Source organism: Achromobacter sp. DH1f (assembly GCF_000633435.1).
Lineage (GTDB): Bacteria > Pseudomonadota > Gammaproteobacteria > Burkholderiales > Burkholderiaceae_B > Achromobacter > Achromobacter deleyi.
This window is the reverse complement of the sequence record NZ_AYMF01000006.1, coordinates 537,853-551,760: the sequence shown is the minus strand read 5'-3', so window position 1 is coordinate 551,760 and position 13,908 is coordinate 537,853. Positions and strand designations below refer to the sequence as shown.

Genomic DNA, 13,908 nt, shown 5'->3' with positions numbered 1-13,908 from the left:
GCAGATGCGGCGCCGCGTAGATCCCTTCAAGTGAAGCAAAAATGACACGCCCCCTCCGTCTAGTCGCAGTTTCCGGCGGACTGCAACGCCCCTCCAAGTCTGCGGCCCTGGCCGAGCACCTGCTGGACCTGATCGCTGACGAATTCCCCTGCGAACAGCACCTGGTCGAACTGGGCCAGCTTGCCCCGCAACTGGCGGGCGCGGTCTGGCGTTCGCAACTGCCCGACACGGTCGAGCGGGAACTGAGCCTCGTCGAGCAAGCGGACATCCTGGTGGTGACCACCCCCGTCTACCGCGGCTCTTACACGGGCCTGTTCAAGCATTTCTTCGACTTCATCGACCAGGACGCCCTGGTCGACACGCCCGTCCTGCTCGCGGCCACCGGCGGCAGCGAACGCCACGCCCTGATGATCGACCATCAACTGCGGCCGCTGTTCAGCTTCTTCCAGGCGCGCACCTTGCCGCTGGGCGTCTACGCCACCGACAAGGATTTCGTCGACTACCGCCTGCAAGACCCGGCCCTGATCGAACGGGCCAAGCTGGCCATCCAGCGGGCATTGCCCTTCATCGAACTGACGCGCGATCTACGCGCCGCCCTGGCGCAAGAAGCGGTCGCGGCCTGAAAGCCTGGCCCCCACCGCCCAACCCAGCGTTACCGCCCTGCAGACCTTTTTAAAAACTGGCACACCCAATCAAAATGAGCAACGCGTTCACCTTCAGCATCAAAAGCATCAATTTTGATGAAAATTATCAGCCGTCTGACAGTACGCGCATCACGACCAACTTCGCCAATCTGGCCCGGGGTACGAGTCGCCAGGAGAATCTGCGCAACACCCTGAAGATGATCGACAAGCGCTTCAATAGCCTGGCGCATTGGGACAACCCCACGGGTGATCGCTATTCGGTCGAAGTCGAGATCATTTCCGTTGAAATGAACATGGGCGCCGAAGGCGGCGATGCCATTTTCCCGCTGATCGAGATCCTGAAGACCAACATCGTCGACAAGAAGAACAACGAACGCATCGAAGGCATCGTCGGCAACAACTTCTCGTCGTACGTGCGCGACTACGACTTCAGCGTGCTGCTGCCCGAGCACAACAACAACAAAGCCACCTTCAGCACGCCCGACAATTTCGGCGAACTGCACGGCAAACTGTTCAAGCACTTCGTCAATTCCAGCGCCTACAAGGCCAACTTCAGCAAGCCGCCCGTCATCTGTATCAGCGCCTCGAGCAGCAAGACCTACCAGCGCACGGAAAACCAGCACCCCATTCTGGGCGTTGAATACCAGCAGAACGAATTCTCGTCGACCGACCAGTACTTCGAAAAAATGGGCTTGCAGGTCCGCTACTTCATGCCCCCGGGCAGCGCCGCGCCGCTGGCCTTCTACTTCCAGGGCGACCTGCTGGGCCACTACACCACGCTTGAGCTGATCAGCATCATCAGCACGATGGAAACGTTCCAGAAGATCTACCGCCCCGAGATCTACAACGCCAATTCCGCCGCGGGCAAGCTCTATCAACCGAGCCTGAAGAACCAGGACTACTCGTTGACGCAGATCGTCTACGACCGCGAAGAACGCAGCCAGCTGGCCGTCAAGCAAGGCAAGTTCACGGAAGAACACTTCATCAAGCCGTACGCCAAGACGCTCGAAAACTGGGCCGCCAACGCCGCCCTCTAATCACTCGAAACACACAAGACCACAGATCATGAAAAAACTTCTGCCCACTTCCACCGCCGGCAGCCTGCCCAAGCCCTCCTGGCTGGCCCAGCCTGAAAAGCTCTGGTCGCCCTGGAAGCTGCAAGACGAAGAACTGGTCGAGGGCAAGCAAGACGCCCTGCGCCTGGCCTTGCAAGAACAGCAACAGGCCGGCATCGACATCGTCAGCGACGGCGAGCAAACCCGTCAGCACTTCGTCACCACGTTCATCGAACACCTCAGCGGCGTCGATTTCGAAAAGCGCGAAACCGTCCGCATCCGTGACCGCTACGACGCCAGCGTGCCCACCGTCGTGGGCGACGTCAGCCGCCAGAAGCCGGTGTTCGTGGAAGACGCCAAGTTCCTGCGCCAGCAGACCAAGCAGCCCATCAAGTGGGCCCTGCCCGGCCCCATGACGATGATCGATACGCTGTACGACGGCCACTACAAGAGCCGCGAAAAGCTGGCCTGGGAATTCGCCAAGATCCTGAACCAGGAAGCCCGCGAACTCGAAGCCGCAGGCGTCGACATCATTCAATTCGACGAACCGGCCTTCAACGTCTTCTTCGACGAAGTGAATGACTGGGGCATCGCCACCCTGGAACGCGCCATCGAAGGCCTGAAATGCGAAACCGCCGTGCACATCTGCTATGGCTACGGCATCAAGGCCAACACCGACTGGAAGAAGACCCTGGGTTCGGAATGGCGCCAGTACGAAGAATCGTTCCCCAAGCTGCAGCAATCCAACATCGACATCATCTCGCTGGAATGCCACAACTCGCACGTGCCGATCGATCTGCTCGAACTGATCCGCGGCAAGAAGGTCATGGTCGGCGCCATCGACGTGGCCAGCGACAAGGTTGAGACGCCGGAAGAAGTGGCCAATACGCTGAGGAAGGCGTTGAAGTTCGTGGATGCGGACAAGCTGTATCCGTGCACGAACTGCGGCATGGCGCCGTTGTCGCGGGCCATTGCGAAGGGCAAGCTGCTGGCGCTGAGCGAAGGCGCGGAGATTGTTCGGAAGGAACTGCAGGGCTGATACTGATAGCCCACTGAAGCGGGATGGGGGTGGAGGGATTGAAGCGGTAGCTTGATTGTTCTCCAAACCCACCACCGCTTGCGGGGTGACTTCGGCCACCCAGTTGCACAGCGGCGCAGGCGAAGTGTCGTTCTTCAGCGACGCCCGGGAAGCCACGCAAGTGTCCAAATTCCCTTGCGCTCAGTCGTTCCGCCTTACCCTGCCCAACAGCACGAGCACCAGGATCGCCGTCACTGCCGCAGCACCCGCCAGGACAAGAAGCTGAAAACGGAATGCGCCTTCGTATGCCTGCAACAGCAGCGACCGTCCAGCCGTCGGCAAAAGCACCAGGGCATTCTGTAGATCACTCATCGCCAAGCGGCTCGATGCTTCGACCAGGTCGGCATTAGCCCCTTGTCCTGATGTGCCATTCGGCACGGTAGCTACCAGTCCAGAGAAAATGTTGGCGGACATCATGGCCCCCACGGCGGCGAGGGCCATTCCGTCGCCGGCCAGGCGTACCGCATTGAAGATGCCGGCCGCCATGCCCGCCCGTTCCTTGGGAACAACGCTCACGGCCAAACCATCCATCAACCCCCAAGGCAGGCCGATGCCGATGCCAATCACCAGCATCGCCAGCAAACGCGCGTTTTGCGCATCGCCAGATAGCGTCAAACCCAACCAGGCAAGTCCGGCTGCCGCAATGGCCAGGCCAATGCCAGACAGCACGCCAACGTTGATCCAGCGCGCCAGCAAGCCGGCAATGAAGGGCACCACCAGCAGCGGTGCGGACAATGCAATCATCATCTTCCCGGCTACCAGTGCGCTGTAGCCCTCGACCCCGATGAATCGGGCTGGCAGCATGACCAGCAGCACGATGTACGCATAGGCCGGCGCAATCGCCAGCACCTGCACGCCGACGAACCGGGCATTGGCGAACAGAGACAGGTCGAGCATGGGCTTGGCCTGGCGCCGTTCGATGACGACAAAGGCGGCCAGCAACATGGCGGCGCTCGCCAGGCATGCCAGTACCCACGCATGGCCCCAGCCCCGCTCGGGGGCAAGGATAATGCCATAGGTCAGCAGGGCCAGACCGGTGGTGAAACTGATGGCGCCGGGCCAGTCCAGTCTCGTGGCGTCGGGGTCGCGTGTCTCGCGGGCAAATGCAGCAATGAGTGCGGATGCCAGTAGCGCGAGCAGCGCCGGTAGAAAGAACACCCATTGCCATCCCAGGGTGTCAATCAGCAGTCCGGCCAGGAATGGGCCGAATGCCGCTCCCGCGCCGAAAGTTGTACCGATCAGGCTGAATACGCGCGTGCGGGCGTGCCCGTCGAACTCCTGTGTCAGCGCAGCCATCGCGCCCGCAAACGCAGCTGCCGCGCCCAGGCCCTGGATGAGTCGCAGGATGTCGATCCAGAACACGGACGGCATGAAGGGAATCGCCGCGGTTATCAAGGCGAACAACAACATGCCCGACAGCCAGACCTGCTTGCGCCCATAGGTATCGGCCAGGCTGCCTGCGGCCAGTGTCGCACTGCCGTAGGTCAGGATGTAGGCGTTGATGACCCAGGTCAGCTCGACCGCACTGCCGCCAAGCGCCTGGTTGATCGAGGGTACAGCGACGGCGGGGCTGGCGATGCTCAACGGAATGACCGCAGCGGTCAGGCAGCCAGTCACGATCAACGGGATCTTGTGAACCCTCGCGTCCGGCGCAAATGCGGTGGTGGTAGTGGTACTCATCAGGTATCCCTTGAAGATGGCGAGTCACGCCCGGCTTGCGCTGAGAGGGGGTCACGCCCTCGGAGTCATGGCTGCCGCGGCAATGCCGCGACGGCTCTGTTGAATCATTGATGATAGAAAAGAACTATTCATGGAAAAATAGCGCAGACATCATGATTAACATGACTAAATTGTCATCAATTGGAGGGCGCAATGGATAGCCACGGCGGCATGACGATCTTTGTGCAGGTGGCTGAATTGCGCAGCTTCGCGGCGGCGGGACAGCGGTTGGGTATCTCCGCGTCGGCGGTCAGCAAGGGCGTGGCGCGGCTGGAGCAAAAGTTAGGCGTACGCCTGTTTCAGCGCAGTACCCGCAGCGTGAGCCTCACCGCGGAAGGCGCACTGTTCCTCGACCGTTGCCGACGTATCCTTTCCGAGATCACGGCGGCCGAGAATGAACTCGCCAGCACGACGGCAAGCCCGCAAGGCCGGCTTCGGGTGAGCCTGCCGCTGGTCAGCGGATTGATGTGGCCGGTGTTGTCGGCCTTTGCCAGCCACTATCCGCAGATCGAACTCGACCTGGATTTCAGCGACCGGCTGGTGGACGTCGTGGACGAAGGTTTCGATGCCGTAGTGCGCACTGGCGACTTGAGCGATTCGCGCCTGATGAGCAAGCGCCTGGGGATCAGCCGCTTTGTCTGCGTGGGCGCGCCAGGCTATTTTGAGCAGCACGGCACGCCCGAACGGCCCGAAGACATCGCCCGGCACGCGTGCCTGCTGCATCGCATCCCCAGCACCGGCCTGCTGGAAAAATGGCGCCTGCGGCGCGGTGACGAGGACGCCGATATACGCCCCGCGGCAAGCATGACGAGCAATCACCTTGAGACCCTGCGGCATATGGCCATCCAGGGCCACGGTATTGCCTACCTGCCGGATTTCGCGGTCAAGTCAGCGCTCGATCGGGGGGAACTTGTGACGGCACTGGACGAATGGACCGGTTCGTCCAGCACGTTCTGGGTATTGTGGCCATCCAATCGGCAACTTCTGCCAAGGATTCGCGCATTCGTCGACTTCATGGCTGAACATTTGTTCCCAAAGGATTACTCAAATGGTTGAAAAACGGCCGCAACCTTCCTGGAGCGTACTTAGTCAGCGACGAACAGTGGAGCTTTTCTGCGCCTTACCTCATGCGATCATCTAGGGTCTGCGCATCCCTGCGATGTAAGACGTCCAGGCCGGAAAAACCAATACGGCTTCTACGATGCGAATAAGGGATTGGGCCTTGCTAACCAAAGGTAAAGACCAGATTGGCTATTGAGGGGGAGAAATTTTGACGGAACAAGAAAGCATCGTCCGATATTGGCATGCAGTCGAGTTGCTACAACCGCAATCGGCGCCTAAATTGAAGACGCGCAACAACCAATATGAGGCGTTCATTCATGACACTCCCATCCAGCGCCCTATTGTTCCGTGGGCGGCAGAAAGCGTAGTCAGCAAACAAGCATTGCCGAAGAAGCGCGCCTGGAGTCACACGCTCTATGCCCACCTGTATGACAGCCGACTCGTCGCGGAAAAGCTCAAAGAGATCTATGGGGCCGATCACGGTTATCGGGAGCCGCAGTTCCGTGAATCCGCGCTGTTCGCTGCAAAGTTCGCCATGTCTGGCCGGATGGCACCTGACAGTCTTGTGCTTTCCAGCGAGGCTTGGTTTCTTGGTCAAGTTCTGACGGGAAAGGACTGGAGCAGTGGATTCGAGGAAGATCAAAAGGAGATTCGAGATCGAGCGAAGACGATGCTCGAAGGCGAGGTATCTGGCGGTGCGTTGCGTGAATTGACGCAATGGATTCTCCAGTTTCTCGGGGTGGCGAGCTTCTTCGGTGACATGAATCAGCATCGGTTTCGCTTCCGCTCTCAGCCCGTCAAGCTCGACAAGTCGGAATCGGAAGACGACCCGCTCAACAGCTTCCTTCTCAGCGATCTTGCCGGTGTCGCAGCGCACATCGGCGCGGGCGTGAAAAGCGAAGCACTGAACCAGTATCTGCGAAGGCACGACGCTCAGCAGCGTCAGCATGTGGACGATCATCGCGCCTCATTGCCGCTTATTGGCCAACTGCTGCCTGACGCTTATGCCGACAGTTGCTGGCCCACGGAGCGGCATCTTGGCCTTGTGCATTCCCAACAACTGGCCGTCAACACGATCCTGTCCACGCTGGCCAATGGTCAAGGGCTGCTTGGCGTCAACGGCCCGCCTGGCACCGGGAAGACGACGCTGCTGCGGGACTTGATTGCAGCCATCATCACGGGGCGTGCCGATGCGCTCGCGAAACTGCGGCGTGCTTCCGACGCATTTGTGAACAATGGCCGGGAAGTCGCCAACGACGGCGGCAGACAACAGTTCGGTTTCAAGCTCAATCCGGCGCTGTATGGCTTTGAAATCGTAGTCGCCTCGTCCAACAATGGCGCCGTGGAAAACGTCACGCTCGAACTGCCGCAGCGTGACAAGATCGACGAAAGCTGGCTGCCCGATGCCGAATATTTCGCCGAGCTGGGTGAATTGGTCGCTGACAAGCCTGCCTGGGGACTGATCTCCGGCGCACTGGGCAGCAAGACGCGGCGTACCAAGTTCGTAGAGCGCTATTTTTATGGTCAGCGCCCATCCCGCAGCGCAGGGAACCATGGCCCGAAGGTCGAGGACGATACCGATCTTGAGTCGGACGACGACACGGACAGCATCGTGGACGGGCTATTCCCCAGCCCTTCATCCCCAGCGGAAAGTAGCGATGGCGGCGACGGCAGCGACCGTAGTAACGATCAGGAGGACGACGCAGCCTCCGAGAAGTCGCAAGGCCCGAAGGGCTTCCTCGGGTGGCTCAGCGCGAACGCCGAAACCAATGCGAACCGATCGTCGGAGGAACGCCACGCCTCGTGGCAACAGGCCGTCTCCGACTACAAAGCGGCCAAAGTCGGAGCACAAAACGCATCTGCCGACGCCAGTCGCATCCGCGAACTGATTCAGTCCATCGCTCAGGCCAGGAAGTCGATATCCGACAACTCCGAAGCCATTCAAACGCTTGAACATCAACAAACTGATGTAGTGGATCAGCTCTCGCGCTTGGACGCCGACGAGAGTCGTCCCGCCAACATCGCGCTAAGGCGGTGTCTGGATGCGCTTGGACAGCATCAGTCCCGGAAGCCGAGCTTCTGGGCAAATCTTTTCAGCCTCTGGAGGGCTCAACGCGATTGGAACACCTCACAGGAATTGCTGGCAAGTCAACGCGATCTGGCCCAGACCGAGTTCGCTCGCATCGCCCGCGTCACGAAGCAACTCGATGCATCGAGAGAGCGCCTGGAGAAGCAGATTGCCGATGCCCGGCTCGCGCTTGAGCGATTGCAGAACAACGAGCAAGCCCTGACACGAGACGCCACCCACGTGGCAAACATTTGCCAGGCCGATCATCTGCTTGCGTGGTTGGACAGTGGTGTCATCGGGCGCGGCGATGCCATCGAACTGGCCGAGCCATGGCGCATTGAAGGTTGGCGACAGGCCCGCGCACGCGTATTCATTCAGGCACTGAAACTCCATCAGACGTTCTTCGAGTTGGAGGCCTCCCGAATGCGCTACAACCTTTATCTGATCAATGGCCTGTTGACGGGCTCGCGATTCGAGGGGCTTTCGCATGACGTTATCCGATCGGCCTGGGCGTCGCTGTTCATGGTCGTTCCGGTATTGAGCAGCACCTTCGCGTCGTTTGCCCGCTCATTCGGCACGTTGGGAGCCAGCGAGATCGGCTGGCTTCTGGTCGATGAAGCGGGTCAGGCTCCCCCGCAAGCCGCGGTGGGCGCGATATGGCGGTCCCGGCGGGCGTTGCTGGTAGGTGATCCTTTACAACTCAAGCCCATCGTCACCGTATCCGACGCCGTCCTCGAACATATGCGTACGCGCTACCGTGTCGATGCTCATTGGCTTCCCAATCGACAATCCGCGCAAACGCTCGCCGATGAGGCCACGCCGTGGGGACGAATGGCCGGACCGACCGATAGCAAAACGTGGGTGGGTCTACCGCTGGTTGTGCACCGCCGCTGTGACAGCCCAATGTACGAGTTGGCCAACCGTATCGCTTATGACGGCGCGATGGTGTATGGCACGCTAGCGCCACGCCCCGATAAAGAAACGCGCGCCAGCCTGTTGACGGGATGGATACAAGCTAGCGGGACATCAGAAGGGAACTGGGTACCGGCTGAAGGGCAGGCACTGAAAACGTTGCTCGCGCTGTTGCACGAAGATGGGGTGGAGGCGAAAGATATTTCAGTCATCACGCCCTTCAAAGCCGTGCAACAGAACCTTAAGCGCATGCTTCGGAGCAAGATGGTGTCCGGCACGATCCATACGATGCAGGGCAAGGAAGCGCCGGTCGTGATTTTGGTGCTGGGCGGCAACACAGCCGGATCGGGAGCCCGCAACTGGGCCGTTTCAGAACCCAATCTCCTGAACGTGGCTGCGACGCGAGCCAAGCGACGCTTCTACGTGATCGGCGACAGCTGCGACTGGAAGAACCGGGCGTTGTTCTGTGATGTCATGGATCTGCTTCCAATCCAGACGATCACCGAGCGCGAGCAAGAACAGATGCCACTTCCACAATAGCTACCCAGTGGCGTCGATGGAATCGCCTGCAGCGCCTCAACGGATCAGGGTTGCTACGTTGGTTGTGGAGGCCGGGCGCGATGCTCTCAGCTCACTCTACACCGCTGAGGTCGCCGAACTTCAACCCCGACCTTCGTACGCCTGAACGATCACAGGCTTTGCCTGCTCAAGGTCTGCGAAGCCTGTGATTGATATCTCCACGGAGCGATTATGGTGTCAGACTACATTTTCCCTCGGTCTAGCTGCTCTAAAGCCGTAGAGGTGCAAAGGGATTGGAGTGGTAAGTTGGTTATTCTCCCCGAACTCCATCCCCCACGAAAAAAGGCGCCGAGGCGCCTTTTTTCATTCACCGCGAAACTACCGCAGCTTTATTCCCACTCAATCGTCGCCGGCGGCTTGCTCGACACGTCGTAAACAACCCGATTGATCCCGCGCACCTCATTGATGATCCGCGAAGACACCCGAGCCAGCAGCGGATGCGGCAGCGGCGCCCAATCTGCCGTCATGAAGTCAAACGTCTGCACGGCACGCAGGGCTACGACGTATTCATACGTACGGCCATCGCCCATCACGCCTACTGACTTCACCGGCAGGAACACGGCAAAGGCTTGCGAGGTCAGCTCGTACCAGGTCAGGCCGCTGGCTTCGTCCTTGGTGTTGCGCAGTTCTTCGATGAAGATGGCATCGGCACGGCGCAGCAGTTCGGCGTATTCGTGCTTCACTTCGCCCAGGATGCGCACGCCCAGGCCGGGGCCGGGGAACGGGTGGCGGTAGACCATCTGCGGCGGCAGGCCCAGGGCGACGCCCAGTTCGCGGACTTCGTCCTTGAACAGTTCGCGCAGGGGTTCGAGCAGCTGCAGATTCAGGGTGTCGGGCAGGCCGCCCACGTTGTGGTGCGACTTGATCGATGTGGCCTTGCCGGTCTTGGCGCCTGCCGATTCGATGACGTCGGGGTAGATGGTGCCCTGGGCCAGCCACTTGGCGCTTTGCTGCTTGCCGGCTTGTTCCTGGAACACTTCGACGAATTCGCGGCCGATGATCTTGCGCTTGGCTTCAGGGTCGGCCACGCCGGACAGCTTGCCCATGAATTGGGCGGTAGCGTCGACGTGGATGATCTTGACACCCATGTTCTCGGCGAAGGTCTGCATGACCTGCTTGCCTTCGTCCAGGCGCAAGAGGCCGTGGTCGACGAAGACGCAGGTGAGCTGGTCGCCGATGGCCTTGTGGATCAGCGCGGCAGCCACCGACGAATCGACGCCGCCGGACAGGCCCAGGATGACTTCGTCGGTGCCGACCTGCTCGCGAATGCGGGCGACGGCTTCGGCGACGTAGTCGGGCATGTTCCAGTCGCCCTGGCATTCGCAGATCTCGTTGACGAAGCGGGCCAGCATGGCCTTGCCTTGAACGGTGTGCGTGACTTCGGGGTGGAACTGGACGGCGTAGAAGCGGCGGTCTTCGTCGGCCATGCCGGCGATGGGACACGACGGCGTGGACGCCATGATCTTGAAGCCCGGGGGCAGCTCGGTGACTTTGTCGCCGTGGCTCATCCAGACCTTGAGCATGCCGTGGCCGTCGGCGGTGGTGAAGTCTTCCAGGCCTTCCAGCAGCTTGGTATGGCCGTGGGCGCGGACTTCGGCGTAGCCGAATTCGCGGTGGTCAGAGAAGCTGACCACGCCGCCCAGTTGCTGCGCCATGGACTGCATGCCGTAGCAGATGCCCAGCACGGGCACGCCCAGCTCGAACACGGCGTGGGGCACGCGCATGGAGCCTTCTTCGTAGGCCGAAGCGTGGCTGCCCGACAGGATGATGCCCTTCAGGCCCTGCGCCATCTGGTCGCGCACGAAGGCGTCGTCGACGTCGCCCGGGTGCACTTCGGAATAGACGCCGGCTTCGCGAACGCGGCGGGCGATCAGTTGGGTGACTTGCGAACCGTAGTCGAGAATGAGGATGCGCTGGTGCATGGAGACTCTACCGGTAAGGAATGAAATCGCTGTAAATAAAACCGCACCGGCAGACCCGCTGACTGATTTTGCGGTTCTGCCGGTGCGTGATGCATGACATTGTAGTTGACTGTACGGGGATCAGTCGGCGCGGTAGTTGGGCGCTTCCTTGGTGATCTGTACGTCGTGCACGTGGGATTCGCGGACACCGGCGGAGGTGATTTCCACGAATTCGGCCTTGGTGCGCATGTCGTCGATGGTGGCGGCGCCGCAGTAGCCCATCGAGGCGCGGATGCCGCCGACCAGTTGGTAGATGATGGCCAGCACGCTGCCCTTGTAGGGGACGCGGCCTTCGATGCCTTCGGGGACCAGTTTGTCGGCGTTGTTGGACGGGTCCTGGAAGTAGCGATCGGCCGAGCCGTCGGTCATGGCGCCCAGGCTGCCCATGCCGCGGTACGACTTGTACGAACGGCCTTGGAACAGCACGACTTCGCCCGGGGCTTCTTCGGTGCCGGCGAACATGCCGCCCATCATGCACGAGAAAGCGCCGGCCGCCAGGGCCTTGGCGACGTCGCCCGAGTAGCGGATGCCGCCGTCGGCGATGAGGGGCACGCCCGTGCCTTCGAGCGCCTTGGCGACTTCGGAGATGGCATGGATTTGCGGCACGCCGACACCGGCGACGATGCGGGTGGTGCAGATCGAGCCGGGGCCGATGCCGACCTTGACGCCGTCGGCGCCGTACTCGACCAGCGCGCGCGCGGCGGCGGCGGTGGCGATGTTGCCGCCGATGACTTCAACCTTGGGGTAGTTCTGCTTGACCCAGCGCACGCCTTCCAGCACGCCCTTGGAGTGGCCGTGGGCGGTGTCGACGATGAGGACGTCGACGCCGGCGGCCACCAGCTTTTCCACGCGCTCTTCGGTGCCGGCACCCACGCCGACCGCTGCGCCGACGCGCAACTGGCCCTGGGTGTCTTTGCTGGCGAGCGGGTGTTCGGTGTTCTTGACGATGTCTTTGACGGTGGCCAGGCCACGCAGCTCGAAGCCGTCGTTGACGATCAGCACGCGCTCGAGGCGGTGCTTGTGCATCAGGGCCTGCGCTTCATCGAGCGTGGCGCCTTCTTTCATGGTGACCAGGCGTTCCTGCGGCGTCATGATGTTGCGCAGGGGTTGGTCGAGGTTTTCTTCGAAGCGCAGGTCGCGGTTGGTGACGATACCGACCAGCTTGCGGCCTTCGACGACCGGCAGGCCCGAGATGCCATGCTGGCGCTGCAACGCAATGGCGTCGCGCACTTTCATCTGGGGGGTGACGGTGACCGGATCGATCACGATGCCGAATTCGTGGCGCTTGACGCGGGCGACTTCACGGGCCTGGGCGTCGGCGGACAGATTCTTGTGGATGATCCCGATGCCACCTTCCTGGGCCATGGCGATGGCCAGGCGGGACTCGGTGACGGTGTCCATGGCGGCGGACACGAGAGGGATGTTCAGGCTGATGTTGCGGGTGAGGCGCGTGGCCAGGGAGGTGTCGCGCGGCAACACCTCGGAATACGCAGGCACCAACAACACATCGTCGAAGGTGAGCGCTTTTTGAACGAGACGCATGGGTAACTCCGGGCGCAAAGCAAGATTATACGCCGCCTGTGTGTTTTGACTAGGTATTGACCCTAGGTCGGCGCAGGATTTTTGCGACTTTTTTCATGGGCGTGGCGCGGCCGCGACTATTTTTACCCGGATTATATTGACAGACGCTTTTCGGCGGATCACAATGCATTCCATCAAATTTACCCGGGCAAAATTTAACCCGTACCGCCATGACCACGATTCCCTTCTCCGCCGCAACGCCAGCGACCACCCTGCATACCGCCTTTGAAGGCCACCGCCTGCTGGCGCGCGGGCCGCTGGCCGATATAGCGCTGACCGTGCGGCAGACCTCGGCCGCCGGCAGCGATGCCGCCATCCTGGTGTTCGATGACCAGACCGGCAAGCAGGTCGACCTGGACCTGCGCGGCGACGACGCGCAGATTCGCCAGCGCTACCAGCCGCAGCCCGTCGCCAGCGCCGCGCCAGAGGAAGACGCGGCGGAAGCCGCCGACGCTGCCCCGCGCGGCCGCGGCCGGCCCAAGTTGGGCGTGGTGCCGCGCGAAGTGACGCTGCTGCCGCGCCACTGGGACTGGCTGGGCGCGCAGCCCGGCGGCGCCTCGGTGGCGCTGCGCAAGCTGGTGGAACAGGCGCGCCGCGACAACGAGGCGCGCGACCAGCAACGCCAGCGCCAGGAGGCCGCCTATCACTTCATGTCCAGCATGGCGGGCAACCTGGCGGGCTTTGAAGAAGCCACGCGCGCCCTGTATGCCGGTGACCGCGAGCGGTTCGCGCGGCAGTTGGCCGACTGGCCGCAGGATGTGCGCGACTACGCCATGCATCTGGCGTGGGCCGAATAAGGGTTCCGTGCAGGACGGAGTAAGCTCTCTATATGGAAACCACTCCCCAGAACTTCCTGCTGTACGACGGCGACTGCCCGTTCTGCACGAATTACGTGCAAATGTTGCAGTTGCAGAAGGCCGTGGGGCCGGTGGCGCTCTTGAACATGCGCGAGCACCCGGACCTGGCCGCCGCCTTTCGTCAGCAAGGCTATGACCTGAACGAAGGCATGCTGCTGCGGCTGGACGGCAGGACCTACTGGGGCGCCGACTGCATCAACCGGCTGGCGCTCATCAGCACCGACAACGACCTGTTCAATAAAGTGAATGCCGCGGTGTTTCGCAACCCGTGCCTGTCGGCTGCGCTGTATCCGTTCATGCGGCGCGGGCGCGCGTTGACGCTGGCGTTGATGGGCAAGAAGAAGATGCCGGCCTGAACGGGCGGGCGTTGCCGGCCAAACCCGCTTGCCACA

General features: G+C 61.4%; 10 protein-coding genes. 7 read left to right on the top strand and 3 right to left on the bottom strand.

Annotation, left to right across the window (positions count from 1 at the left end; all coding sequences use genetic code 11):
• Positions 1-41 precede the first annotated feature (41 nt).
• The 3 genes from msuE to U858_RS0105315 all read left to right on the top strand — a co-directional run bounded on the left by msuE (position 42) and on the right by U858_RS0105315 (position 2,738).
• Positions 42-623: an FMN reductase gene (gene msuE / locus U858_RS0105325; RefSeq protein ID WP_025136150.1), complete on the top strand. Its 582-nt coding sequence runs from the start codon at positions 42-44 to the stop codon at positions 621-623.
• 74 nt (positions 624-697) lie between these two features.
• Positions 698-1,681: a DUF1852 domain-containing protein gene (locus U858_RS0105320; RefSeq protein ID WP_025136149.1), complete on the top strand. Its 984-nt coding sequence runs from the start codon at positions 698-700 to the stop codon at positions 1,679-1,681.
• Positions 1,682-1,709: 28 nt separating this feature from the next.
• Positions 1,710-2,738, top strand: coding sequence for a methionine synthase (locus tag U858_RS0105315; protein ID WP_025136148.1), 1,029 nt, complete (start codon positions 1,710-1,712; stop codon positions 2,736-2,738).
• 180 nt (positions 2,739-2,918) lie between these two features.
• On the opposite strand, the gene U858_RS0105310 is transcribed toward U858_RS0105315, so the two are convergent.
• Positions 2,919-4,457, bottom strand: a complete 1,539-nt coding sequence (locus U858_RS0105310) for an MFS transporter (RefSeq protein ID WP_081821541.1) — start codon at positions 4,455-4,457, stop codon at positions 2,919-2,921.
• Positions 4,458-4,649: 192 nt separating this feature from the next.
• Between U858_RS0105310 and U858_RS0105305 the strand changes: the two genes are divergently transcribed.
• Positions 4,650-5,552 (top strand): LysR family transcriptional regulator, encoded by a 903-nt coding sequence (locus tag U858_RS0105305; RefSeq protein WP_025136146.1) that lies wholly within the window; start codon positions 4,650-4,652, stop codon positions 5,550-5,552.
• Positions 5,553-5,766: 214 nt separating this feature from the next.
• The gene (locus tag U858_RS0105300) at positions 5,767-9,078 is read left to right on the top strand and encodes a DEAD/DEAH box helicase (protein WP_025136145.1); all 3,312 of its coding nucleotides are present in this window, start codon (positions 5,767-5,769) and stop codon (positions 9,076-9,078) included.
• A gap of 368 nt (positions 9,079-9,446) precedes the next feature.
• On the opposite strand, the gene guaA is transcribed toward U858_RS0105300, so the two are convergent.
• Positions 9,447-11,039 (bottom strand): glutamine-hydrolyzing GMP synthase, encoded by a 1,593-nt coding sequence (gene guaA, locus U858_RS0105295; protein WP_025136144.1) that lies wholly within the window; start codon positions 11,037-11,039, stop codon positions 9,447-9,449.
• A gap of 120 nt (positions 11,040-11,159) precedes the next feature.
• On the bottom strand, positions 11,160-12,620 hold the full coding sequence (gene guaB, locus U858_RS0105290; protein ID WP_025136143.1) for an IMP dehydrogenase: 1,461 nt from the start codon (positions 12,618-12,620) through the stop codon (positions 11,160-11,162).
• A 209-nt stretch (positions 12,621-12,829) separates the two neighbouring features.
• Between guaB and U858_RS0105285 the strand changes: the two genes are divergently transcribed.
• Positions 12,830-13,456, top strand: coding sequence for a DUF2239 family protein (locus U858_RS0105285; RefSeq protein WP_025136142.1), 627 nt, complete (start codon positions 12,830-12,832; stop codon positions 13,454-13,456).
• A gap of 32 nt (positions 13,457-13,488) precedes the next feature.
• Positions 13,489-13,872 (top strand): DCC1-like thiol-disulfide oxidoreductase family protein, encoded by a 384-nt coding sequence (locus tag U858_RS0105280; RefSeq protein WP_025136141.1) that lies wholly within the window; start codon positions 13,489-13,491, stop codon positions 13,870-13,872.
• The last annotated feature ends 36 nt before the right edge of the window (positions 13,873-13,908 follow it).

Coding starts and splice junctions, on each gene's coding strand:
- U858_RS0105320 (WP_025136149.1), top strand. CDS start 698: ATGAGCAACGCGTTCACCTTCAGCATCAAAAGCATCAATTTTGATGAA.
- U858_RS0105305 (WP_025136146.1), top strand. CDS start 4,650: ATGGATAGCCACGGCGGCATGACGATCTTTGTGCAGGTGGCTGAATTG.
- guaB (WP_025136143.1), bottom strand. CDS start 12,620: ATGCGTCTCGTTCAAAAAGCGCTCACCTTCGACGATGTGTTGTTGGTG.
- U858_RS0105310 (WP_081821541.1), bottom strand. CDS start 4,457: ATGAGTACCACTACCACCACCGCATTTGCGCCGGACGCGAGGGTTCAC.
- msuE (WP_025136150.1), top strand. CDS start 42: ATGACACGCCCCCTCCGTCTAGTCGCAGTTTCCGGCGGACTGCAACGC.
- U858_RS0105285 (WP_025136142.1), top strand. CDS start 12,830: ATGACCACGATTCCCTTCTCCGCCGCAACGCCAGCGACCACCCTGCAT.
- U858_RS0105280 (WP_025136141.1), top strand. CDS start 13,489: ATGGAAACCACTCCCCAGAACTTCCTGCTGTACGACGGCGACTGCCCG.
- guaA (WP_025136144.1), bottom strand. CDS start 11,039: ATGCACCAGCGCATCCTCATTCTCGACTACGGTTCGCAAGTCACCCAA.
- U858_RS0105315 (WP_025136148.1), top strand. CDS start 1,710: ATGAAAAAACTTCTGCCCACTTCCACCGCCGGCAGCCTGCCCAAGCCC.